Origin of the sequence: Micromonospora sp. CPM1 (assembly GCF_023896895.1) — a bacterium.
Taxonomy (GTDB): domain Bacteria; phylum Actinomycetota; class Actinomycetes; order Mycobacteriales; family Micromonosporaceae; genus Micromonospora; species Micromonospora tulbaghiae.
The window spans coordinates 52,232-75,182 of record NZ_JAMHIU010000004.1; the positions used below are offsets into that span (position 1 = coordinate 52,232).

Here is a 22,951-nt window from a genome sequence, read left to right on the forward strand (position 1 = left end):
CGCCGTCGCCGACACCAGTCGTACCAGCCGGTGCGGCGCTCGCGCGGGCGAACGCGGCAGGGCGGGCCGATCGTCGTCACGGCCCGCCCGCGGCGGTCAGCGGTTGCGGTAGTGGTTCATCGCCAGGGTCACCCCGCACGCCAGCGCCAGCGCGCCGAAGGCGGAACCGGCCCACGGGTTGTCCAGGACGGCCGACAGCGTCACGTTGGCGGCCACGCTCACGATCAGCACCAGCCAGAGCAGCGGGCGCATCCGGGTGACCGGCGTCGGGGCTGCGGCGGTCTCGGCGGTACGGTCCAGGTCGTTCACGGCTGCCTCCTCGGGTGATCTCTTCTGCCACCACGCTAGGCGCGCGGCCGGCCGGGAACGATCCCGCCAGCACGACGGCCGGGGTACAGCAGGCTGTACTTTCCGCGTCCGGCAGTGACGGGCGGCGACGGCGGTGACCTATGGTGGCGGCCGGGGGTGGGCCGGGGATGGAGTACGTGCGCAGGCGGTTCCGCGCCGCGGTGGACGCGCTGGAGCACCTCGTCGGCGGGCTCGGCACCGCCGTGCTGGCGCTCGGCGCGCTGCTCGGTCTGGTCGTCGTGGCCGCGGCCTGCGTCGGCGGGGTCGGGCTGCTGCTCGTACCCGGGATGCTGCGGGCGGTGCGGTCGGTGGCCGACCGCGAGCGTGCCCGGCTGTCCCGGTGGGGGCCGCCGATCCCGTCGCCCGGCCCGGCGCCGGAGGCCCTGCGCCCGGCCCTGCGCGATCCGGTCGTGCGGCGGGAACTGCGCTGGATCGCCGCCCACGGAACGCTCGGCTTCGGCGCCGGGCTGATCGCGCTCGCGCTGCCGATCTACGCCGTGCAGGACATGACGTTCCCGCTGTGGTACCGGCTGGTGCCACCGGACGCGGGCGCGCCCGGGATCGGGTGGTGGCGCATCGACGGGCTCGGCGACGCGCTCGCGGTCGGCGTCCTCGGAGTCGGGTGGCTGGTCCTCGCGGTCGCGTCCGGCCCGGCGCTGGCGCGGCTCCAGGCCGGGCCGGGCCGCCGGCTGCTGCCCCCGCCGCCCGGTGTCGACCTGTCGCTGCGGGTCGCCGAACTCACCGCCACCCGGGCCGCCGCGCTCGACGCCCACGCGGTCGAGCTGCGCCGGATCGAACGCTCGCTGCACGACGGCACGCAGAACCGGCTGGTCGCGGTGAACGTGCTGCTCGGCGCCGCGCGGCGGGCGGTACGCCGCGATCCGGCCCGCGCCGACGAGATCCTGGAACGCGCGCAGGACGCGGCCGAGCAGGCGCTCGGCGAGCTGCGTACGGTGGTGCGCGGCATCCTGCCGCCGGTGCTCGGCGACCGGGGCCTGGCCGGGGCGCTCGACGGACTCGCCGCGGCGTGTGCGGTGCCGTGCCGCCTGTCGGTGGAGGTCGACGTGCGCTGCGCGGCGTCGGTCGAGGCCACCGCGTACTTCGTGGTGGCCGAGGCGCTGACGAACGTGGTCCGGCACAGCGGCGCGAGCGCGGTGGAGGTCGCGGTGCGCCGGGAGGGGGACCGGCTGCTCGTGACCGTCACCGACGACGGGCGCGGGGACGCCGACGAGACGCGCGGCTCCGGGCTGACCGGCATCCGCCGCCGGGTCGGGGCCTACGACGGGCGGATGACGCTGACGAGTCCACCGGGAGGACCGACGAGGATGCACGTGAAGCTGCCATGCGGATCGTGATCGCCGAGGACGACGCGCTGCTGCGCGAAGGGCTGGCGCTACTGCTGCGCGCCGAGGACCTGGACGTGGTGGCCACCGCCGGCACACCGGGGGAGTTCCTGACCGCTGTGGACGACCACCGCCCCGACGTGGCGATCGTCGACGTGCGGATGCCGCCCACGCACACCGACGAGGGCATCGTCGCCGCGGTCGAGGCCCGCCGCCGCCGGCCGGGCCTCGCGGTGCTGGTCCTGTCCGCGTACGTCGAGCAGGCGTTCGCCACCGAGCTGTTCTCGGTCGGCGCGTCGGGGCTCGGCTACCTGCTCAAGGAGCGGGTGGGCCGGGTCGAGGAGTTCCTCGCCGCGCTGCACCGCGTCGCGGCCGGCGGCAGCGTGATCGACCCCGAGGTGGTCGGGCAGCTGCTCGCCCGCAACCGGCGGCCGGACACCGCGCTGGCCGAGCTGTCGCCGCGTGAGCACGAGGTGCTGGCGCTGATGGCCGAAGGGCTGGGCAACAGCGCGATCGCGGAACGGATGTTCGTCACCGAGGGCGCGGTGCACAAGCACATCCGCAACATCTTCGCGAAGCTGGGCCTGCCGCCGGACGACCGCGCCGACCGCCGGGTCACCGCCGTGCTGCGCTATCTCGACGGCCGGCGGTAGGCCCACGCGCGCAGGCGCGCCGCCTCGCGGGGAGGCGGCGCGCGTGCGGTGACCCGGGATCAGCGGCCGGTGCCGCACAGGACCGCGTCGACGGTGCTGCTGACCGCATCCATCATCTCCAGGCCGGTCGGCAGCGCGGTCACCGCGACCACGGCGCTGCGCCCGTCCGTGGTGGACAGGTTGCGCGTCTCGAAGCCCTGGATGTCGCCGCCGTGCCCCCAGGCGTGACCGCCGCAGGGCAGCTCGTGCCGGGCGATGCCCAGGCCGTACTCCCAGACGCCGGTGGGCTCGAAATCGGGCGCCGGCACGGTACGCGTCATGGCCGCCTGCTGGGCCGGCTCGAGCAGCTTGCCCGCCAGCAGCGCCTCGAAGAACGTGCGCAGGTCCGACGGGGTCGAGACGAGCTGGCCGGCGGCCCAGCCCAGCGACGGGTCCATCCGGGTCACGTCGACCCACGGCGCGCCCGGCTCCACCGCCACGTATCCGCGCGGCAGCCTGCCGGGCAGGTCCTGCTCGCCGGTCTGCGGCCAGTACGTCTCGCGCAGCCGCAGCGGCTCGATGATCCGCCGGGTGATCTCCTCGCCGACCGGGCGCTGGGTGACCCGCTCGACGATCAGCCCGGCCAGGACGAAGTTGGTGTTGCTGTACTCCCACTTCTCGCCCGGCGGGAAGTGCCGCGACTGGGTGAGCGCCTCGTCCACCAGCCGGCGCGGGTCGAAGTAGTCGCTGCGCCGGTCCACCAGGTCCTGCGCCTCGCTGAACACCACGTCGTCGTAGTCGGGCAGGCCGCTGGTCTGCTGCAGCAACTGGCGTACGGTGATCCGCCGCCCGTCGTTGCCGTTGCCGCGCACCATGCCGGGCAGGTAGCGCTCGACGGTGGCGTCCAGGTCGATGCGCCCCTCGCCGACGAGCTGGAGGACGACCACGGCGGTGAACGTCTTGGTGTTGCTGCCGACGCGCACCCGGGCGTCGCGGGGGATCGCGGCGCCGGTGCGCAGGTCACCGACCCCGGCGGTGTAGTCGCGCACCCGGCCGTCGCGGCGTACGGAGGCCAGCGCCCCGGGGAAGCCCTGCTCGGCGACCAGGCCGTCCAGTCGCTGCTGAACGGCGTCGCCGGCGGGACGCCGCGCGTCGGTGGTCGTGGCGGACGCGGCGGGCACACCCAGCGCGGCGACGGTCAGCAGGGCCGTGGCGCCGACGGCGACCGGGAAGGTACGGCGGATCATGGGAACTCCTCGACGGAGGTGAACGGGTACGGCCTCAAGCCTCGGAGAATCGGGCGCCACGCTCCATACCGCCTGCTGCCCGAACCGGGGTAGCGCTGGCACTACTTGATGGCACCGGTGCCGCCGGTTAGGCTCCGCGCAGCGTCGCGTGCCGGTGGCAGACCGTGTCAGGCATGGAGGCGCCGGATCGAAGGGAGCACGACGATGACACTCGTCGTCCCTTCGCCCTCGCCACATGGCTGAGGGCGGACAGACCAGGCTGGTGGCCTGGAGCCGCGAGATGCGCGCCGTCCACGAGCGGCTGCGCGAGGCGCTGGAGCTGACCCGGCGGGCGCTCGCCGACGGTGAGCCGGCCCGCCCGGCGACGCGTGACCTGCTGTTGTACTGCCACGGGTTCTGCGCGGCGCTGACCGCGCATCACGAGGGCGAGGACCGCAGCCTGTTCCCGGCGATCGCGGCGCGGCATCCCGAGCTGCGCGCCACGCTGGACCGGCTGCGGCAGGACCACTCGATGATCGGGTACCTGCTGACCGGGCTGGGCGCGGCCGTGGCCCGCGACGCCCCGCCCGGCGAGCTGGCCCGGCACCTGGAGGGCGTGGCGGCGATCATGGAGTCGCACTTCCGGTACGAGGAACGGCAGCTTCTGACGGTGCTGGAGACGCTCTCGCTGGACGACGACCCGGGCGACGTGTTCGGGCCGCTGTGACAGCGGTGGGGGGGGGGGGGGGGCGGGGGCGGCGGGGGGGGAGGCCCCGCGCGGGGCCGCGACCGGGCCGGATCAGTTCAGGCCGCAGGTGGCGAGCGCGTCCAGGTCGGGCCGCTGCGCGCCGACCCGGTTGAACGCGATCTCGATGCGGTCGAGCGCCGCGATCCGCTTGCTGCGCAGCGGGCCGAGGATCGCGTTGTCGATGAACGCGGGCCCGCCCTCGGGGCGTACCGCGAGCCGGGCGAGGCGGGCGTCGGCCTCGGCGATCTGCTTGTCCAGCGTGGCCAGTTCGGCCTGCACCTGCGCGGCGGCCGCCGCCGGGACGGCGGGCAGGTCGACCCGGGGGCAGTCGACGGTCCGGGCCGCGCCGCCCGCGTTGCCGTTCTGACCACCGGCGTTGCCGTTGCCGCCCTGACCGTTGCCGTTCTGGCCGTCACCGTTCCGGCCGTCACCGTTCCGGCCGTCACCGTTCTGGCCGTCGCCGCCCTGGGTGGCGCCGCCGTTGACGGCGCTCGGCACGCCCGGGGCGTTCAGCGAGCAGGTGGCGAGCGCGTCCAGGTCCGGGCGCTGCGCGCCGATCCGGTTGAAGGCGATCTCGATCCGGTCGAGCACGGCGATCCGCTTGTTGCGCAGCGGGCCGAGGATCGCGTTGTCGACGAAGTTCGGGCCGCCCTCGGGGCGTACCGCCTGCCGGGCCAGCCGCTCGTTCTGCCGGGCGATCTCCTGGTCCAGGTTGGCCAGTTCCCGTTCCACCTGGGCCGCGGCCGCCGCGGGTACGGCGGGCAGCTTGTCGCGTACGGTCGGGCAGTTCACGGTCTGCGCGGCGGCGGTGGTGGCCGGGCGGCCGTTCTCGCCCGCCGACGCCAGTTGCAGCCCACCGGCGAACAACAGCGCCGCGAGGGCGCCCACCCCGCCGAGTTTCAGGACCGCGGTCTTGCGCGTACCCCTGGCCATGCACCTCTCCTCTGGTTGACCGGGAGACCCGGCGCGGCGGCTGCCGCCCCGTCTCCGCGGTGCGAAGTGACGACTGGAGGAATCTGCTCGTGCCCGCTCCGGCATCGCGGTTCCGGCCGATGTTCCGGTCGGCAGTGGATACGGGCGGCGTGTCGGCATCGTTCAGTGCGTACCGAGGTTTGACCGCATCGACGCCCATCGTTAGGCTGCGCTGAAAGCGCTTACTGTGCGGGAGACGTGAGCGTTCGGCATGGCACTGGCGTCCGGGTATCAAGGCCCACCCCCGACACCGACCGGGCATCGGTGCCGGCGTGGGCACGGCACCACCACCCGCAGGAGACCAGCATGATCAACCGACACCGCCGTACGGTGTTGTGGACGTCCGCCGCGGCGACGGCCGCGCTCGCCGCGTCCGGCCTGGCCGTCGGCGCGACCGCCGCCCAGGCGGCCGCCGGCTGCCGCGTCGACTACGCCGTCACCGCGCAGTGGGGCGGCGGCTTCACCGCCAACGTCAACCTGACGAACCTCGGCGACCCGCTCACCGGCTGGGCCGTCACCTGGACCTTCGGCGCCGGGCAGACCGTCACCCAGTCCTGGGGCGCCGAGATCACCGCCAGCGGCGCCTCGGTGCGGGCCGCCAACGTCAGCTACAACGGCAGCCTGGGCACCAACGCCAGCACGTCGTTCGGCTTCAACGGCACCTGGAACAACAGCAGCAACCCGGTACCCTCCGCGTTCGCGGTCAACGGCGTCACCTGCACCGGCGGCGTCACCCCCACCACCGGCACGCCCACCAGCGCCCCGCCGCCGAGCACGCCTCCGCCCAGCAGCCCGCCCCCGAGCAGCCCGCCCCCGAGCACGCCTCCGCCCAGCACGCCTCCGCCGACCGGCGGTGCGATCTACGCCGCGCCGAACGGCACCGCCGGGGCCGCCGGCACCCAGGCCAGCCCCACCACGATCGCCGCGGCGATCACCCGGGTCGGCGCGGGCGGCACGATCTACCTGCGCGGCGGCACGTACAACCTGTCCCAGACGGTCACCGTCGCCGCCGGCAACAACGGCACGTCGAGCGCCCGCAAGAACCTGTACGCCTACCCGGGCGAGACGCCCATCCTGAACTTCTCGGCGATGAGCGAGGACCCGGCCAACCGGGGACTGGCGCTCAACGCCTCGTACTGGCACGTGCGCGGGCTCGTGGTGGAGCGGGCCGGTGACAACGGCATCTTCGTCGGCGGCAGCAACAACATCATCGAGCGCACGGTGACCCGCTTCAACCGCGACACCGGGCTGCAACTGTCCCGGATCGCCTCCAGCACGCCGCGCGACCAGTGGCCCGCGAACAACCTGATGGTCAGCGTGGAGTCGCACGACAACGCCGACTCCGACGGCGAGGACGCCGACGGCTTCGCGGCCAAGCTCACCGTCGGCGGCGGCAACGTCTTCCGGTACGCGGTGTCGCACCACAACATCGACGACGGGTGGGACCTCTACACGAAGTCCGACACCGGCGCGATCGGCGCGGTGACCATCGAGGACTCGCTCGCGTACAGCAACGGCACGCTGAGCAACGGCACGCAGAACGGCAACGGCGACCGCAACGGCTTCAAGCTCGGCGGCGAGGACATCGCGGTCAACCACACCGTCCGGCGCACCATCGCGTACCGCAACGGCAAGCACGGGTTCACGTACAACCGCAACCCGGGCACCATGACGATCTCGAACAACCTGAGCATCGACAACACCGAACGCAACTTCTCGTTCGACGCCGGCACCTCGGTCTTCCGGAGCAACACCTCCTGCCGCTTCGCCGGCAGCGGCTCCAACGACAAGACGGTCGGCAACGTGGACGGCTCGAACCAGTTCTGGTCCGGCACCAACGGCTCCCGCTGCGCCACGTACTCCGGCGCCCTCGCCTGGTCCTTCACCACCACCGACGGCCGCCTCACGGTAACCCTCGGCGGCCGCCCAGTCTCCCTCTAACCCCCCCGGCCCTCACCCGGTCGATCATGAAGTCGGCGGCCGAATCGGAGATCGACATCGCCGTCAACTTCATGATCGACGGGGTGTGGGGGTGGGGTGGGACTAGGATCGCGGGCAGGGGCGGCTAGGTGGGGGAGCGTCGCGGGTGGGGTCGTCGCAGCTGCTCGTGGTGCTCGACCGGGACAGCCCGGTGCCGTTGCAGCAGCAGCTCTGCGACCAGATCAGCGGCTCCGTCCGCGCCGGCCGGCTGCGCCCCGGCGACCCGGTGCCGCCTAGCCGGGAACTGGCCCACCAGCTCGGCGTCTCCCGCACCGTGGTCACCCGCGCGTACGAGCTGCTGCGCGCCAACGGCGTCCTCACCTCCCGGCGCGGCTCCGGCACCCGGGTCAGCGACGCCCTGCCCGACCTGCCGCACCGCGACCCGCCGGCCCGCACCCCGCTGCGCCCGGAACCGCCGCTGCCGACCGACGCCGGCAGCCCGCTGTGGCGGCCGTGGGAACCGGCGCCCATGCACCGGCCGGACGGGGCGTACGACTTCCGGCACGGCACCCCGGCGCTGGCGAGCTTCCCGGTCGCGCGCTGGCGGCAGTCGCTCGCCACGGCGGTGAGCCGCGCCGACGCGGTGGCGCTGGGCTACGGCCCGGCCGAGGGCTCCCCGGCGCTGCGCGCCCAGATCGCCGCCCTGCTGCGGCGCAGCCGGGCACTCGACGTCGCCCGCGAGCACACCATCGTCACCAGCGGCGCCACCCAGGCCATGGACATCCTGGTCCGGCTGCTCGTCGGCCCGGACGACGTGGTGGTGATCGAGGACCCCAGCCACACCGTGCTGCGGCAGATCTTCGGCTACTCCCGGGCCGCCGTGGTGCCGGTGCCGGTCGACGAGGAAGGGCTGCGGGTCGGCGAGATCGAGGACCGGGTACGCGGCCACGGCCTGGACCCGGCCCGGGTCCGGCTGGTGTACGTCACGCCGTCGCACCAGTTCCCGACCGGGTTCGTCATGTCCGAGCGGCGGCGGCGGGCGCTGCTGCGCTGGGCGCGCGAGCACGCCGTCACGGTGCTGGAGGACGACTACCACAACGAGTTCACCTTCGCCGCCGAGCGGCTGCCGTCGCTGGCGGCCGACCCGCAGGGCGCGGACGTGGCGTACGTGGGCAGCTTCAGCAAGACGCTGTTCCCGTCGCTGCGCATCGGCTACGCGGTGCTGCCCCCGCACCTGGTCCGGCCGTTCCTCGGCATCAAGTGGATCACCGACCGGCTGACCCCGACGCTGACCCAGGAGGCGCTCGCCGAGTTCATCGACTCCGGCGCGTACGCCCGGCACATCGGCCGGATGGACCGCCTCTACCGGCAGCGGCGGGCCCGGCTGCTGGAGGCGCTCTACGAGCACTTCGGCGCCGGGGTACGCGTGTCCGGCGCCGCCGCCGGGCTGCACGTGCTGGTCACGCTCGGCGGCGCGTCCGGCGCCGGCGAGGCGGCGATCGTGCGCGCCGCCGCCGCGCGCGGCGTCCGGGTCTATCCCGCCTCCGGCTACTACGTCACCCACCCGCCGCCGGAGCCGACGTTCCTGATCGGGTACGCGGCGCTGCCCACCGCCCGGATCAGCGAGGGAGTGGCGCTGCTGGCCGGCGCGGCACGGGAAGCGACGGCTCGGTGAACCGGGGCCGGCGGAAGCGGTCCCGCTGGGCGTACGGCACGGTGCAGTCGAACACCGCCTTCGCGGTGCGCCCGTCGGCGGACAGCGACCGGGAGTAGCCGGTGTGCTGGCTCGGGTCCAGCGGGAAGCCCTCCCGGTCGGCCAGGACCCGCAGATCCTGGTCCGCCTGGAACCGGGTCACCATGGCCCACCACAGGTCCTGGTCGGACTCCGCGTCGACGTCCTCGTCCACGCAGAGCACCAGCTTGGCCATCCGGAAGCCGTCCAGCACCGCCTCCGCCGCGTCCCGTACCGCGTCGTCGTCGGCCGGGCCGCGCTTGGCCGGCCACTGGAGCACCACCATGAGCTGGCCGCCGCCGGCGGTGTGGCAGTGCGCGGCCAGCGCCGGCGTGCCCCGGCGGCGCAGCAGGTCCAGCACCGCGGCCTCCATCCCGAAGCCGAGCAGCACCGACTGCTCGTGCCCGGGGCCGGAGACGGCCTGGAGGATCGGGCTCTCCCGCGCGGTGATCGCGGTGACCCGGATCAGCGGCAGCGACGGGTGCGCGCGGCCCTGGTAGCCGAGGAACTCCGGGGTGGCGACCGCGCCGTGCCGGCTCTCCGGCGCGTGCTCGGCCAGCAGCTCGCCCTCGATGACGTACTCGGCGTGCGCGACGAACTCGGCGTCCACAGTGGCGCAGGGCAGCAGCTCGACCGGCCGGCCGGCGAGCGCCCCGGCCACCGCCAGCTCGTCGACGTCCGGCGGCACCAGCGAGGTGGGGCAGCAGGAGGACAGCAGCACCGCGGGGCCGAGCCCGAGGTGGATCGCCACCGGCAGCGCCGCGCCCCGGCGCAACGCGGCCTGGTGGGCCAGTTCCAGGTCGCGGCCGGGGACCATCCAGATGGTCAGCGTGTCCGGGCCCTGGACGCACATCCGGTGCACGGACAGGTTGCGTACCCCGGTGTCCGGGTCGGTGGCGAGCACCGCCCCGAGCGTCAGGTAGGGACCGGCGTCCTCGTCGGTGAGCACCGGCACCGGCAGCGCGGTGAGGTCCAGCGGCAGCCGGTGCCGGGGCCAGCGCGCCGGGGCGGCGGCGGGCACCGGCGGCCGGGGCGCGGCCACCGCGTCGAGCAGCCGGTGCGGCATCTCGGCCGGGGTGACTCCGAGCAGTCCGGCGGCGCGGCGCCGGGTGCCGTAGAGGCCCATCAGCACGGCCCGGGTGGGGCCGTGCGCGGGGCGTACCCGGTCGAACAGCACCGCCGGGCCGGGCCCGGTGGGCGGCGCGGCGGGCGCGCCGGCCCAGCGGGCGTAGTGCGCCGAGACGCCGTAGCGGGCGGGCAGCTCCTCGGCGACGCGGACCAGTTCGCCGGGCAGCGGGTCGAGCGTGGCGAGCGCGTGCCGCAGGTCGACCGGCGCCCGGCCGCCGGTCATCGCCGCTCCGGCGCCGCCGGGGCGGCCGGCGCCGTCCCGGCGGCACGGCGGTCCGCCAGCATGTCCATCTGCATCCGGGTCAGCTCCTCGATCAGCGTGCGGTACGTGGCCACCGCGACCTCCGGCGGCATGCCGTGCCGGCCGGCCAGCTCGGCGACCCGGTCGAGCACCTGCCGGACCCGGTCCGGTGACCGCACGGCCGCCTCGTCGGACTTGTGCGCGGTCAGTTCCCGGACCACCCGGGTACGGACCGCCAGCAACTCGACGATGCGCTGGTCGAGCCGGTCCACGGCGGCCCGCAGCTCGGTGATGCGGGCCGCGCCGTCGGTCCCGGCGCCGGGCGCGTCGCTCACGGCTGGTCGACCCGGTCGACCACGAACACGACGGTGGGCTCGTCCGCGCTGCCCTGCGAGCGGTGCTCCTCGTCGTCCGGGATGACGAAGCCCATGCCCGGGCGGCAGGGCACCGAGCGGTCCCGGAAGTGGATGGTGAACTCGCCCCGCAGCACGTAGCCGGTGTGCCCGCGCAGGCACCAGTGGTGCTCGTCGAACCCGGCGGGCAGCTCCAGCAGGCGCAGCCGCTGCCCCCCGACGTACGCGATCTTGACCCGGCCCTCGGCGCCGGGCTTGTCCCACTTCTCCCACTCGGTGGCGGGGAAGTCGATGCCGACCGGGACGGTCGCCTGCTCAGTGGACATTCTCGGTGTCTCCTCTGGTCGGAAGGGATTCGGCGCGGCGGGGCCGCGGCACGCGTTCGTTGCGGTCCCGGGAAGGCAGCACCGGGCCGCCGGTGACCCGCTGGTGGCGCTTGAGCAGCTGCACCATGTCGACCATCCGGTGCACCATGCGCTCCAGCGCGTCGACGCCCTCGGGGTCGGTCAGGCCGGGCGTGCCGGTGGTGTTGCGCAGCAGGACCGGGAAGCCGCTGCCCACCAGGATCATGCGGTTGAGCAGCAGGTTGTTGACGATCTGGTTGTGCACCGACGAGTCGCTGTAGCGGCGGCCGGTGACGATGATGCCGCCCACCTTGTCGGCCAGCGGGCGGGTGAAGCGCAGATAGCCGACCCCGGCCCGCTCGATGAAGATCTGCATCAGGTGGGCCAGGCCGAACCCGTGCACCGGCGCGGCGTAGATCAGCCCGTCGGCGCTGACCATCTGCTCCACCAGGGCGGGGACGTCGTCGTCCACGGTGCACGGCAGCGTACGGCTGTTGCAGTCGCCGCACGGGCTGCACGGCGAGATCCGGTGCTCGCGCAGCCGGATGGTGCGCAGGACGGCCCCGCGCTCGGCGATCAGGCGTCCGGCGTGCGCGACCGCGAGGTCGGTGTTGCCGCCCGCCCGTTCGGAACCGTTGATGGCCAGGATGGTGGCTGCTTCGCTGGGCAATCGCACCCCCGAGAGCTCGTCGGCCGGGACGCGGCGCCGCACCGCGCCGCGTCCCGCCCGGTGTCAGTCCGTCAGCTTTCCGGCGAAGTAGTCGATGTACGCCTGCATGTCGAAGTGGCCGTGCCCGGACAGGGAGAACAGGATCGCCTTCTCCTCGCCGGTCTCCCGGCAGCGCAGCGCCTCGTCCACGGCGACCCGCACCGCGTGGCTGGACTCCGGCGCGGGCACGATCCCCTCGCTGCGGGCGAACCGCACGCCCGCCTCGAAGCAGGCGGTCTGCGGCACGGCCCGCGCCTCGATCAGGTCCACCTCGCGCAGCGCGCTCACGATCGGCGCCATGCCGTGGTAGCGCAGCCCACCGGCGTGGATCGCGGGCGGCCGGAAGTCGTGGCCGAGCGTGTGCATCTTGGCCAGCGGGGTGAGCCCGGCGGTGTCGCCGAAGTCGTAGTCGTAGCTGCCCCGGGTCAGCGACGGGCAGGACGCCGGCTCGGCGGCCAGGAACCGCACGGTGGGACCGCCGTCGAGCTGGCGGCGCAGGAACGGCAGGGCCAGACCGGCGAAGTTCGAGCCACCACCGGCCGCGCCGACCACCACGTCCGGGTAGTCGCCGGCCAGCCCCATCTGCGCCAGCGCCTCCTGCCCGATGATCGTCTGGTGCATCAGCACCAGGTTCAGCACCGAGCCGAGCGCGTACCGGGCGGCGCCGCCGCTGTGCAGCGCGGCCTCCACCGCCTCGGAGATGGCCAGGCCGAGGCTGCCGGTGGAGTCCGGGTCGGTGGCGAGCACCGCCCGGCCGGCCTCGGTACGGTCGCTGGGACTGGCGGTGACCGAGGCGCCGAACGTCTCCATCAGGCCGCGCCGGTACGGCTTCTGGTCGTAGCTGACCCGCACCATGAAGACCTCGCACTCGAGGTCGAAGTAGGCGCACGCCATCGACAGCGAGCTGCCCCACTGGCCGGCGCCGGTCTCGGTGGTCAGCCGCCGCACGCCGTCGAGCTTGCTGTAGTACGCCTGCGGGACGGCGGTGTTCGGCTTGTGGCTGCCTGCCGGGCTGACCCCCTCGTACTTGAAGTAGATCCGCGCCGGGGTGTCCAGGTCGCGTTCGAGCCGCCGGGCCCGGACCAGCGGGCTGGGCCGCCACTGCCGGTAGATGTCGAGCACCGGGCCGGGGATGTCCACGTCCCGTTCGGTGGAGAACTCCTGCGCGATCAGCTCGGACGCGAACAGCGGCGCCAGGTCGGCCGGTGTGATCGGCTCCCGGGTGCCGGGGTGCAGCATCGGCGGCAGCCCCTTGGGCAGGTCGGGAACCACGTTGTACCAGGTCGTCGGGATGTCACTCTCGGGCAGGACGAACTTCGTGGCGGTCATGGGCCTCTTCCGGTGAGGGGTCGGGCGGTCAGGGACGGGCGGGGGCCGGCGCGGCGGGCTCCGGCACCGGCCGGGCCTCGGGCCGGATCCGCAGCGCGGCGAACGCGAGGACGCCGGCCAGCGGGGTCAGCAGCAGCAGGAGCAGCACGGGCCGGTGGCCGTGCGCCTGCCAGACGAAGCCCAGCCCCATCGGCACCACCAGCCGGGCGGAGCTGAGCACGAAACCGTTGAGCGCCATGAAGGCGCTGACCCGGCGTGGTTCGACGTGGTCGGCGATGTAGGTGGGCACCACCACCGAGGCGATGATCTCGCCGAGCGTCCAGACGACGGTGGACAGCAGCACGGCGGGCAGCGAGAACGCGAACACCAGCACCGCCATCCCGGCCGACCAGAGCAGGCCGGCGACGACGAGCAGCGTGCGCGTCGGATACGCCTTGATCCGCTTCTCGATCAGCATGCCGGCGCCCACCACGACGATGCTGTTGATCGTGTAGACCGCGCCGACCACCGCCACCGACGAGTTCAGCACCCCGGTGACCGCCAGCGGCAGCGTGTACTCCAGCCCGATCAGCGGCGCCACGTAGCAGAACGAGAGCACCACCAGCACCGCGACGTCCAGGTCGCGCCGCAGCGCCGCCCGGCGCAGCCCGGCCTTCGCCGGTGTCCCGGCCGCGTCGCGGCGGGTGTCGGCGGGCACGCTGAGCCGGATGGTGAGCGCCGCGAGCAGCCCGAGCAGGATGTTCCCGGCGAACATCAGCCCGTACGAGTACGCGGCGGCCAGGCCGCCCAGCAGCGGCCCGACGCCCATGCCGAGGTTGTTGGCGATGTAGCTGACCGTGTACGCGAACGGCCGCTGCTCGGGTTCGGCGAGGTCGGCGATCAGCGTGTTGGCCGCGGGCGCGAACATGCCCATGCCGACGAGCGCGACGAACAGCAGCGCCGCGTACGTCCACGGCGGGCCGTCCAGCACCGCCAGCCCCAGGTAGCCGGCCGCGTTGAGCAGCAGGCTGGACACCAGCGCGGCCCGCCGGCCGGCGCGGGCGCAGACCGGGCCGCTGAGCAGGCTCCCGGCGAGCAGGCCGGTGCTGCCGACCGAGATCAGCACACCCGCCTCGCCGGTGCTCAACCCCCGGCTGCGCACCAGGTAGACCGCGAGCAGCGGGAAGACGAACATGCCCGCGCGGTTGATGAACGAGGCGAGCACCAGCATCCGCAGCGGGCGGGGCAGCGCCCGGAACCGGCTCAGCCACATGACGCCTCCCCGGCCGGTTCGGTACGCACCTGGAAGGCGTCCCGGATGGTCTTGAACCGGGCCCGTACGTCGTCGAAGTCCCGGCCCTCGCAGACGTACCAGCCGAGCACGTCGTTGGAGGCGGTCGGCGGGGCGAGCACGTCGCCGACGCCCTTCCACACGTCGGCGTCGAGGACCGAGTCCAGCGCCCGCAGCTCGTCGGCGGTGGTGATCGCGGTGATCCGGCCGTACCGGTCGGAGCAGAGGTATTCGGTGCCGGTCTCCGCGCCCAGCGCGGCGGCGGGCCGGTGCCCGGGGTCCAGTTCCAGCCGGCACCACTCGCCGGCCAGGTTGATGCCGCGCCCGGCCTCGATGGCCGGGACGATCGACCCGCCGCCGGCCCGGGCCGCCGCCTCGCCGAAGACCACCTCGCCGTCGTCGCGGAGGAAGAACTCCACGTGCGCGACGCCGGTACGCATGCCGAAGCCGCGCAGGAGCCCCGCGTTGGCGGCCAGGATGCGCTGCTCCGCGGGGGTCAGGTCGTGCTTGCGGGAGATCGTGCCGCCGGGCTCGTCGCGGAACTCCAGCACCGAGTACGTGTAGCGGGAGAGCTGCTCGAAGACCACCTCGCCGTCGCGCAGCAGCGAGTCGACGTGGTACTCCGCGCCGCGGACGTACTCCTCCACCCGGTAGTCGTGGCGCGCGTCGGCCACCAGCGGCCACACCCGGGCCAGGTCGTCGGCCGAGTCCACCCGGTGGGTGTCGCCGCAGGCCCAGCCGGCGTACGGCTTGACCACGACCGGCCAGCCCACCTCGGCGGCGAACTCGGCGACTGCGCCGACGGTGTCCGGGCGGCAGGAGCGGGCCACCGGCACGCCCAGCTCCACGGCGCGGCGGTGCATCACGTTCTTGTCCCGGAAGGCGAGCGCCTGCTCCGGGTCCAGGCCGGGGATGCCGTGGTCGCGCCGGCACCGCGCGGCGGTCAGCACGTCGCCCTCGAACAGCGGGAAGATCCGCTCGACCGGGCGGTCGGCGACGATCGCCGCGACCGCCGCCCGGACCGCGTCCGGGTCGTCCAGGTCGGCCCGGTGGCAGGACAGGCCGGCGGTCTCCGGCGCCGGCTGGCCGGTGGGCAGCAGCACCAGGCTGTCCACGCCGAGGTCGGTGGCCGCGGCGACCACGCTGCGGAACTGGGCGGCGTAGCGGCCGGCCGCGGGCCGGTAGACGATCAGGATCGCGCGGTTCACGAGCGGCCTCCCGGGGTGCCGGCGGGGCTGAGCGGGGCCTCGACGGCGAACACGGCGTCGCGGGTGTCCCGGTCCAGCACCGCCCGCTTCCGGGGCGCGGCGGTCAGCTCGCCGAGCACGGCGTCGAGCCGGTCCAGCGCCGCCTCCACCTGCGCCCGGCCGCCCGGGTGGGCCGCCTCGACGGTGAGCAGCAGCCGCCGCCGGCCCAGGTCGGTGCGGACCAGGTGGCCCTGGCGCCAGTTCCAGCGCCGGGAATGGGCCCGCCCGTGGTCGTCGGCGTAGACGATCTCGCCCGGTTCGGGCCGCTCCGGCGCGTCGGGCGCGCCCAGCGGCAGGTACGTCTCGGTGCCGTCGGCCGGCCGGACGGCGACCGCCGCGATGTCGTCCACCGCGCACGAGGCCACCGGCAGCGCCGAGTCCAGCGAGACGGCGTTGCAGAGGTCCACGAGCGCGTTGATCCGGGGCAGCCGGTCGCCCCGGGCCACCCGCCGGGCGATCGACTCGGCGGCGCACGGGAACCGGTTCGGGTTCACCGCCACCGCCCGGTACGCCGCCCGCCACCCGGCGATGCCCGGCAGCTCGGACACCCCGGCCTTGTCCAGGCCGGCCCGGTGCAGCGCGTCCTCGGCGGCGGTCAGCCGCCGCGCCACGGCCGGGTGGGCCGGCCCGACCTCGATCGCCGGCACGGCGAGCAGGCCGAGGACGTAGTCCGGCACGCTCGCCGTCACCCGGTCGTCGATCCGGACGGACAGCCGGTCGGCGCCGTCGCTGAGCTGGGTCATCGTCATCCCCGTCGGTTCGGTTCACACGGTCGCCCCGACCGTACGAAGCGGCGCCGCCACCGGTTGTGGCCAATCCCCGCCGATCCGGTGAGGCCAATCCGGGACTGTGGGCCGCTTTGCCGCGCCGGCCGCATCAGGCCACCCCGGCCGGCCGGCGGTCCCGGTAGGCGGCGGCGTCCCCGGCGACCACCCGCCCGCCCAGCAGGACCATCTCGATCGCCTCCGGCCGCCCCAGCACGGTGATGTCCCGCGCCGGGTCGCCGTCGGTGACCACCAGGTCGGCCAGCCGGCCCGGCTGCACCGTCCCGGCCTCGTCGCCGCGCCCGGCCAGCCGCGCGCCGTTGGCGGTGGCCCAGGTCAGCACCGTCGGCGCGGGGATGCCGGCCATGCTCACGTACGTCTCCAGCTCCTCGGCGTACCGGCCGTGCGGGGTCCAGGCGAAGCCGAAGTCGTCACCGGCCACGATCGGGATGCCCATCTCCACCATCAGCGGCAGGATCCGCAGCGTGTTCTCCACCTCGGCCCGGAACTCCAGCGTCTCCAGGTATTCCGGGGTCTTGCCGTGCGCGGTGCCGGTGGTGAGCAGCCGGTGGGGCTGGTGCAGGCTCGGCACCACGAAGATGCCGCGCTCGGCGATCGCCTCCAGCGCCGCATCGTCGGCGTACGTGGCGTGGTCGATCACGTCCACCCCGGCGGCGATCGCGTTGCGGATGCCGCCCAGCCCGCGCGAGTGCGCCCGGATCCGTACCCCCCGCTCGTGTGCGGCGCGGGCCGCGACCACCAGCTCCTCGGCGGTGAACAGCAGCTCGTGCGAGCGGCCGTTGGGGAACGTGTCGTCGCCGGTGGAGAACACCTTGATGATCTCGGCGCCCTGGGCGACCTCGGTGTCGACGTACTCGACCAGCTCCTCCGGGGTGTCGGCCAGCCGCATCAGGTCGGTGGGGATGCGTTGCCTGACCGCCGGATCACGCCGCTGGGGCGGCCCGGAGACCATCAGGTCCCGGCTGCACGGCGTGATCCGCGGTCCGGGCAGCCGCCCGGCGTCGATCGCCCGGCGCAGCGCCATGTCGATGCCGGCCACCGAGCCGGCGCCGACGAACGCGGTGTAGCCCAGCCGGAGCATCTCCGCCGCGTTCGCCGCCGCGCCCAGCGTCACCTCCGGGATCGAGTGCTTGAACAGCGTCTCCCGGCCGTCGAGCACGTTCAGGTACGCGATGTGGGTGTGGCCGAGCGTCATGCCCGGCATCACGGTCCGCCCGTCCAGGTCCAGCACGTCGACGTCCGGGTCGTGCAGCGGCGCCTGTGCCTCGGGCAGCACGGCGACGATCCGCTCCCCGTCGAGCAGCACGCTGTGGTGCGGCCGGGACGCCACCCCCAGCCCTTCCTGGACGGTGGCGCGGTGCAGCAACGTTCGTCGGGACACGACTGTCACTCCGGTTCTCCTCGAAGGTGCGGGCGGCGGTGGCCGAAGAGCAGCCAGACGATCTCCGCGCCGGGGCGGCGGACCACCCAGCGCAGCGCGTGCCGGCGTACCCCCGGCGCGTTCGTCACCGCGAGGTCGGCCGCCCCGGCGGCGAGCAGTTCGGCGGCGTGCTGGGTGGACTCGGCGTCGAGCCACCGCATCGGACGGTCGCGCAGCGCGGGCGGGGCGAGGTCGGCGAAGATCCGCCGGACCTCCCACAGCGCGGCGACGGTGACCTCCCCGTCGCCCGGGGCGGCGTCCCGCTCCCGCGCCGCGATGCCGTACTCCGGGGTGGCCTGCGCGAAGTAGACGTCCAGACGCAGGTCGCGGTGCCAGTGGAAGCGGGTGGCGCCCTGGTACGCGCTCGGCACCAGCGCCTGGTCCACGCGGCGTTCCACGAGCGCGCCGAGCACCTCGTCGAACGTGTCGCACAGCTCGATGCGCAGGCCGTGCCGCTCGGCCAGGAACGCGGCGGTCAGGTGGCTGGACGTGCCGGCCGGGCCGAGCGTCGCCACCGCCGTGCCGGGGTGGCCCGCCCACCGGTCCACCACCGTCCGCCACCGTCGCCCGTACGCCCCGGCGAGCGGCCCGGGCAGCGCGGGCACCGGCTCGGCGGATGTGGTGTCGGGTGTCGCCGTGGTGTCAGGTGTCGTAGCCACGCCTGCCCGCCATCCGCCGGGCCACCCGGGTCTCGTGGTCGTCGGCGACCCGCCGGTCCACGATCCGCGCGGCCTTCCAGCTCACGAACGCGCCGGTGCTGACGATCGGGTCCAGCCCGTCGCTCAGCTCGACCTCCACCGGCACGCCGAGCGCGGCGGCGGCCCGCCGGCGCACCCCGTCGGCCACCGCGGCCGGGTCGTCCACCAGGTCCTTGAGCAGCTCCAGCCGGACGGTGAGCCGGTCGCCGCCGGCCGGGTCGTTGTCGATCACCACCTGGTAGCCGGCCGAGCCGGTGACGCCGGTGAGCACCGCACTCTCGATCTGCCCGGCGGTACGCCGCTGCCCGCCCAGGTCGATGCGGTCGAGCGTCCGCCCGACGATCTGCACCAGGTCGCCGGGCATCTCGCAGTCGCAGTCCGACGCGCCGACCACCACGGCGTCGCCGGTGCGGTAGCGGATCAGCGGCTTCACGCCGTCGACCAGCATGGTCACGGTCAGCTCGCCGGTGCCGCGCGGGCCGTGCGACGCGCCGGTCTCCGGGTCGACCACCTCGATCAGGTAGTTGGTCTGGGACAGGTGCATCCGCTTGTTGCGGCAGGCGGTGGCGATCACGAACGCCTCCTGCGAGCCGTACAGGATGTTGTAGACGTCGGCGCCCCAGACCGACTCCAGGTTGTGCGCGAGCGCGGGCGTGCACATCTCGCCGGTGACGAACAGCAGCTTGACCGCGAAGTCCTCGCGCAGCCGGTAGCCGTGGTGCTCGGCGGCCTTGGCCAGCATCAGCGCCACGCCCGGCGTGCAGCAGATCACCTCCAGTTCCAGGTCCCGCATGAGCTGGAGGGCCTTGGCGAACCCGATCACCGGCGAGTACGGCCAGATCTTGGCGTTCATCGCGCCGGTGTTGCGGGCCACGTCGCCGAGCGTGTCGCCGAACGAGTGCACCTCGGTCGGGCCCATCAGCCCGACCCGGGGCGCGTGGTCGCCGAAGTGGTGGCGGAAGATCGACGCCCAGGACTCGGTGACGTGGGCGTTGCTGGCCACCACCTCGCGGCCGTCGCGGGGGCACGGCGTGGCGGGCCCGGTCGTGCCGGTGGTCTCGTAGAAGAAGACGGCCTCGGCCAGCGGGCGGCTGAGCACGTCGAGCATCTCCTCGCGCAGGTGCGCCTTCGTGGTGAAGGGCAGCCGGTCGAGCGTGGCCGGGGTGATCGTGGTCAGGTCGATCCCGGCGAGGTGCCGGGCGTAGAACGGCGAGCCGGTGCCGACCTGGTCGAGCACCCGGCGCAGTTGCCGGTCCCGCCAGTCACCGAGCTGCGCGTCGGTGAGCGTGCGGTCGTAGAACGCGCGGTGCAGGCGCAGGTAGTCGGCGGCGAAGCCGGCCGCCGGGCCGGTGGTGGGAAGCCACATGGATCGGGGTCCTCTCGGTGTGCGTCAGTGCAGGCCGCCGTCGACGTCCAGCACGGAGGCGGTGACGTAGCTGCTGTCCGGGCCGGCCAGCCAGGCGACGGCGGCGGCGATCTCGTCCGGGGCGCCGAAGCGGCCGGCCGGGATGCGGGCCCGGTAGTCGTCCTGGCGGGCCGCCGGGATCCGGGCGGCCATCGGCGTCTCGACCAGCCCGGGGGCCACCGCGTTGACCCGGATGCGGTGCACGGCCAGCGCCCGGCCGAGGCTGCGGGTGAGCGCGACGACAGCGCCCTTCGAGGCGCCGTACGCGGCGTCCGGGCTGCCGATCCGGCCGCTGATCGAGGCGACGTTGACCACAGTGCCCGGACGTCCGGCGGCCACCAGCGCCCGGGCGTACGCGAGCGTGCCGAAGAACGTCGCACCGAGGTTGGTGTCCAGCACCTCGGCGTACGTGCGCGGGTCGTAGTCGAGGAAGTCCCGGGCCGGGTAGACGCCGGCGTTGTTGACCAGCACGGCGGGCAGGCCGTACCGCTCGTGCACGTCGTCCAGCAGCCGCTGCGCCTGCACCGGCACGGCCAGGTCGGCGACGAGCGCCGCGTACGCGGACGGGTCGGCGGCCGGCTCGCGGTCGACGCTGAGCACCCGGTGCCCGGCCCGGGTCAGGGCCGCGGTGACGGCCCGGCCGATGCCGCCCGCGCCGCCGGTGACCACGGCGAGCGGGGGTGGGGAGTCGGACATGATCGGTCTCCGCCGCTCAGCCGGCGACCGGCAGCGCCGCCGGCACGCCGCGCAGGAAGTTGTCGAACAACCGCAGGCCGTCCCGGGTGGTCACGCTCTCCGGATGGAACTGCACCCCCTCGACGGCGAGCGTGCGGTGGCGCAGGCCCATCACGTAGCCGTCGTCGCCGGAACGGGCGGTCACCTCCAGCGGGGGCGGCACCGGGTCGTCGACGACGAGCGAGTGGTACCGGGTGACGGTCAGCGGCGCCGCCGCCCCGGCGTAGACGCCCCGACTGTCGTGCGTGACCTCGCTGGTCTTGCCGTGCATCAGGTGCCGGGCCACCGCGATCGTGCCGCCGTACGCCAGGCCGATCGCCTGGTGGCCGAGGCAGACGCCGAGCAGCGGCACCCGGCCGGCGAAGGCGTGGACCAGCTCGACGTGGCCGGAGTCGCCGGGGTGGCCGGGCCCGGGTCCGAGCACCACCGCGTCCGGGCGCAGCGCGGCGAGCTGCCGGGGGCTGCGCACGCGGGACCGGACCACGACCGTCCGGGCGCCGAGCGTGCGCAGGTACTGGTCGATGATGTGGGTGAAGCTGTCGTACGCGTCGACGAGCAGGACCTTCACGGCAGCAGCTCCTCGCCGGTCAGGGCCCAGTAGGCGGCGCTCATCTTGGCCAGCGTCTCCCGCCACTCGGCGGCCGGTGTGGAGTCGGCGACCACACCGGCGGACGCCTGGGTGTGGTAGCGGTGGCCGTCGTGCACGACGGTGCGGATGCAGAGCGCGAGCACCGCGAACCCGCGGACGTCGACCAGGCCGATCGCGCCCGCGTAGATGCCCCGGGGTTCCGCCTCCAGCCCGTCGATGATCTCCATCGACCGCAGCTTCGGCGCGCCGGTCATGGTGCCGGCCGGGAACGCGGCACGGACCGCCGCCCACACGTCGGCGCCGTCGTCGAGGCGGCCGGAGACGGTGGAGACCAGGTGGTGCACGTACGCGAACGGCTCGACGTCGAGCATCGCGTCCACCGACAGCGTGCCCGGCTCGCAGACTCGGCCGATGTCGTTGCGGCACAGGTCGACGAGCATGACGTGCTCGGCGCGCTCCTTGTCGCTGGCCCGCAGCTCGGCCACCCGGCGGCGGTCGGTCAGCGGGTCGGCCGAGCGGGCGGCGGTGCCGGCGATCGGGCGCATCGACAGCCGGTCGCCGCTCAGGCGCAGGAACAGCTCCGGGCTGGCGCCGATCACGGTGCGCCCGGCCCAGGGCGCCAGGTACATGTACGGCGACGGGCTGCGGTGCCGCAGGCGCCGGTAGACGTCCAGCGGGGTGAGGGCGGTCTCCACCTCGATGCGGTGGCCGATCTGCACCTGGTAGCTGTCGCCGACCCGGATGTGCCGCAGGCAGCGCCGCACGCGTTCGGCGAACGTCTCCTCGTCGACGGTGTCGCGTACCCGGGCCGGCGTGGGCGCGGGGGGCGGCGGCTGGTCGCCGGGCGCGCCGGTGAGCAGCCGCGTCACCGGGGGCGCCGGCTGCGGCGGCAGGTGCGGGCCGGTGGCGTGCAACTGGTGCGCGGTGCCGGCCCGCAGGTCCCACCAGACGGTGTGCCGGAACAGCGTCAGCGCGAACCGGGGGAGGTCGTCGTCGGCCCGGCCGAGGGTCAGCTCGTCCATGTCGCGGGCGGCCTCGTAGGCCAGGGTGGTGAGGAAGCCGAAGGCGAACCGGTCGGCTGGCACGGGCGTCTCGACGGTGAAGGCGCGCTGCACGGCGCGGACCACGGACCAGAGCTGCGCCGGGCCGGGCACGTGCCAGGCGGACGTGGTGCCGTGCCGCCGGGCCGGTGCGCCGAGGACGCCGGTGACCACAGCGCCCAGCGCGTCGCCCAGCGGCCCGGCGGCGGCCAGCTCGCACCCGTCGGCCAGGAACCGCAGCTCGGCGAGGCGGCCCCAGCCCACTGCCGCGGCCTGCCGGTCGGCGGCCGGTCCGTCCAGGCTTTCGAAGAGGTACGCGTCGTGTGCGGCATGGCTTTGTGTCAATGCGGTGTACAACGCGAGCGGATCGATCGACGGCAGTGTGATTGAGGTCACGGAAATCGGAATGCGGCCGGTCGGCGTCGTGCGTCCCGGCGTCTCCGAACGGTGGTCTGCGGTTTCCGCGCCCACCGTGGTCGACAATGAGGACACTGTGGAACCCCCCTTTGAGCAGCCCGGATGTCCCGACGCGGACCGGCTGGACCGCGTTCGGTGACAGATCGGACTTCCCCCGTTGAAAAGGACGCGCGGCACCTCCCGGTTGCGGCCGGGAATCGGTTGCGGTCCCGGGAAACACTTTCACCAAGTGCGGTTCCCGCTGTCCATACCACTTCGGAGACCGGGGAGAGGACCAATCGGTGTGGCATCTGAATCTGTCAATTGACGGCGATGCGCGT

At 74.3% G+C, this 22,951-nt stretch carries 22 protein-coding genes; 5 read left to right on the forward strand and 17 right to left on the reverse strand.

Annotated elements, in window-relative coordinates; genetic code table 11:
- Positions 1 to 96 precede the first annotated feature (96 nt).
- Entirely contained in the window at positions 97 to 309 is a 213-nt protein-coding gene (locus M8C11_RS06240; RefSeq protein WP_120570380.1) for a hypothetical protein, read from the reverse strand.
- A 167-nt stretch (positions 310 to 476) separates the two neighbouring features.
- Between M8C11_RS06240 and M8C11_RS06245 the strand changes: the two genes are divergently transcribed.
- Positions 477 to 1,703: a sensor histidine kinase gene (locus tag M8C11_RS06245; RefSeq protein WP_252448744.1), complete on the forward strand. Its 1,227-nt coding sequence runs from the start codon at positions 477 to 479 to the stop codon at positions 1,701 to 1,703.
- The gene (locus tag M8C11_RS06250) at positions 1,691 to 2,344 is read left to right on the forward strand and encodes a response regulator transcription factor (RefSeq protein ID WP_252448745.1); all 654 of its coding nucleotides are present in this window, start codon (positions 1,691 to 1,693) and stop codon (positions 2,342 to 2,344) included. The genes M8C11_RS06245 and M8C11_RS06250 overlap by 13 nt, the downstream gene beginning before the upstream one ends.
- A 59-nt stretch (positions 2,345 to 2,403) precedes the next feature.
- Here the strand turns inward: M8C11_RS06250 and M8C11_RS06255 are convergent, their stop codons facing one another.
- Positions 2,404 to 3,570 carry a serine hydrolase gene (locus tag M8C11_RS06255; protein WP_252448746.1) on the reverse strand — a complete coding sequence of 389 codons (1,167 nt, stop codon included), beginning with the start codon at positions 3,568 to 3,570 and terminating at the stop codon, positions 2,404 to 2,406.
- Positions 3,571 to 3,805: 235 nt separating this feature from the next.
- On the opposite strand from M8C11_RS06255, the gene M8C11_RS06260 reads away from it, so the two are divergent.
- Positions 3,806 to 4,276: a hemerythrin domain-containing protein gene (locus M8C11_RS06260; protein WP_252448747.1), complete on the forward strand. Its 471-nt coding sequence runs from the start codon at positions 3,806 to 3,808 to the stop codon at positions 4,274 to 4,276.
- A gap of 72 nt (positions 4,277 to 4,348) precedes the next feature.
- Here M8C11_RS06260 and M8C11_RS06265 read toward each other — a convergent pair whose 3' ends face one another.
- Entirely contained in the window at positions 4,349 to 5,230 is an 882-nt protein-coding gene (locus M8C11_RS06265; RefSeq protein WP_252448748.1) for a hypothetical protein, read from the reverse strand.
- Between the two features lie 345 nt (positions 5,231 to 5,575).
- On the opposite strand from M8C11_RS06265, the gene M8C11_RS06270 reads away from it, so the two are divergent.
- Positions 5,576 to 7,210 (forward strand): cellulose-binding domain-containing protein, encoded by a 1,635-nt coding sequence (locus tag M8C11_RS06270; protein WP_252448749.1) that lies wholly within the window; start codon positions 5,576 to 5,578, stop codon positions 7,208 to 7,210.
- A 145-nt stretch (positions 7,211 to 7,355) separates the two neighbouring features.
- The gene (locus M8C11_RS06275; RefSeq protein WP_121682922.1) at positions 7,356 to 8,864 is read left to right on the forward strand and encodes a PLP-dependent aminotransferase family protein; all 1,509 of its coding nucleotides are present in this window, start codon (positions 7,356 to 7,358) and stop codon (positions 8,862 to 8,864) included.
- Here M8C11_RS06275 and M8C11_RS06280 read toward each other — a convergent pair.
- From M8C11_RS06280 to M8C11_RS06345, 14 genes are all read right to left on the reverse strand, one after another.
- Positions 8,809 to 10,272: a UbiD family decarboxylase gene (locus M8C11_RS06280; protein WP_252448750.1), complete on the reverse strand. Its 1,464-nt coding sequence runs from the start codon at positions 10,270 to 10,272 to the stop codon at positions 8,809 to 8,811. The two genes, M8C11_RS06275 and M8C11_RS06280, sit on opposite strands and share 56 nt — an antisense overlap.
- Entirely contained in the window at positions 10,269 to 10,625 is a 357-nt protein-coding gene (locus M8C11_RS06285) for a chorismate mutase (RefSeq protein ID WP_252448751.1), read from the reverse strand. Before M8C11_RS06285 ends, M8C11_RS06280 begins: the two co-directional genes overlap by 4 nt.
- On the reverse strand, positions 10,622 to 10,969 hold the full coding sequence (locus M8C11_RS06290) for a cupin domain-containing protein (protein WP_013477221.1): 348 nt from the start codon (positions 10,967 to 10,969) through the stop codon (positions 10,622 to 10,624). The genes M8C11_RS06285 and M8C11_RS06290 overlap by 4 nt, the downstream gene beginning before the upstream one ends.
- On the reverse strand, positions 10,959 to 11,663 hold the full coding sequence (locus M8C11_RS06295) for a flavodoxin family protein (protein WP_252448752.1): 705 nt from the start codon (positions 11,661 to 11,663) through the stop codon (positions 10,959 to 10,961). Before M8C11_RS06295 ends, M8C11_RS06290 begins: the two co-directional genes overlap by 11 nt.
- 57 nt (positions 11,664 to 11,720) lie before the next feature.
- Entirely contained in the window at positions 11,721 to 13,025 is a 1,305-nt protein-coding gene (locus M8C11_RS06300) for a TrpB-like pyridoxal phosphate-dependent enzyme (protein WP_121682925.1), read from the reverse strand.
- Between the two features lie 28 nt (positions 13,026 to 13,053).
- Positions 13,054 to 14,277: an MFS transporter gene (locus tag M8C11_RS06305; protein ID WP_128137334.1), complete on the reverse strand. Its 1,224-nt coding sequence runs from the start codon at positions 14,275 to 14,277 to the stop codon at positions 13,054 to 13,056.
- Entirely contained in the window at positions 14,268 to 15,503 is a 1,236-nt protein-coding gene (locus M8C11_RS06310) for an ATP-grasp domain-containing protein (RefSeq protein WP_252448753.1), read from the reverse strand. Before M8C11_RS06310 ends, M8C11_RS06305 begins: the two co-directional genes overlap by 10 nt.
- Positions 15,500 to 16,285: a B3/4 domain-containing protein gene (locus M8C11_RS06315; protein WP_252448754.1), complete on the reverse strand. Its 786-nt coding sequence runs from the start codon at positions 16,283 to 16,285 to the stop codon at positions 15,500 to 15,502. Before M8C11_RS06315 ends, M8C11_RS06310 begins: the two co-directional genes overlap by 4 nt.
- Before the next feature lie 133 nt (positions 16,286 to 16,418).
- Positions 16,419 to 17,717, reverse strand: coding sequence for an amidohydrolase family protein (locus M8C11_RS06320; protein WP_252448755.1), 1,299 nt, complete (start codon positions 17,715 to 17,717; stop codon positions 16,419 to 16,421).
- Positions 17,714 to 18,406: a prephenate dehydratase gene (locus M8C11_RS06325; protein WP_252448756.1), complete on the reverse strand. Its 693-nt coding sequence runs from the start codon at positions 18,404 to 18,406 to the stop codon at positions 17,714 to 17,716. Before M8C11_RS06325 ends, M8C11_RS06320 begins: the two co-directional genes overlap by 4 nt.
- Complete coding sequence (locus M8C11_RS06330; protein ID WP_252448757.1) at positions 18,390 to 19,811, reverse strand: phenylacetate--CoA ligase family protein; 1,422 nt, start codon at positions 19,809 to 19,811, stop codon at positions 18,390 to 18,392. The genes M8C11_RS06325 and M8C11_RS06330 overlap by 17 nt, the downstream gene beginning before the upstream one ends.
- 24 nt (positions 19,812 to 19,835) lie before the next feature.
- On the reverse strand, positions 19,836 to 20,546 hold the full coding sequence (locus M8C11_RS06335) for an SDR family NAD(P)-dependent oxidoreductase (protein ID WP_252448758.1): 711 nt from the start codon (positions 20,544 to 20,546) through the stop codon (positions 19,836 to 19,838).
- 16 nt (positions 20,547 to 20,562) lie between these two features.
- Positions 20,563 to 21,153, reverse strand: coding sequence for a gamma-glutamyl-gamma-aminobutyrate hydrolase family protein (locus tag M8C11_RS06340; protein ID WP_252448759.1), 591 nt, complete (start codon positions 21,151 to 21,153; stop codon positions 20,563 to 20,565).
- Positions 21,150 to 22,610, reverse strand: coding sequence for an anthranilate synthase component I family protein (locus M8C11_RS06345; protein WP_252448760.1), 1,461 nt, complete (start codon positions 22,608 to 22,610; stop codon positions 21,150 to 21,152). Before M8C11_RS06345 ends, M8C11_RS06340 begins: the two co-directional genes overlap by 4 nt.
- Positions 22,611 to 22,951: the final 341 nt, after the last annotated feature.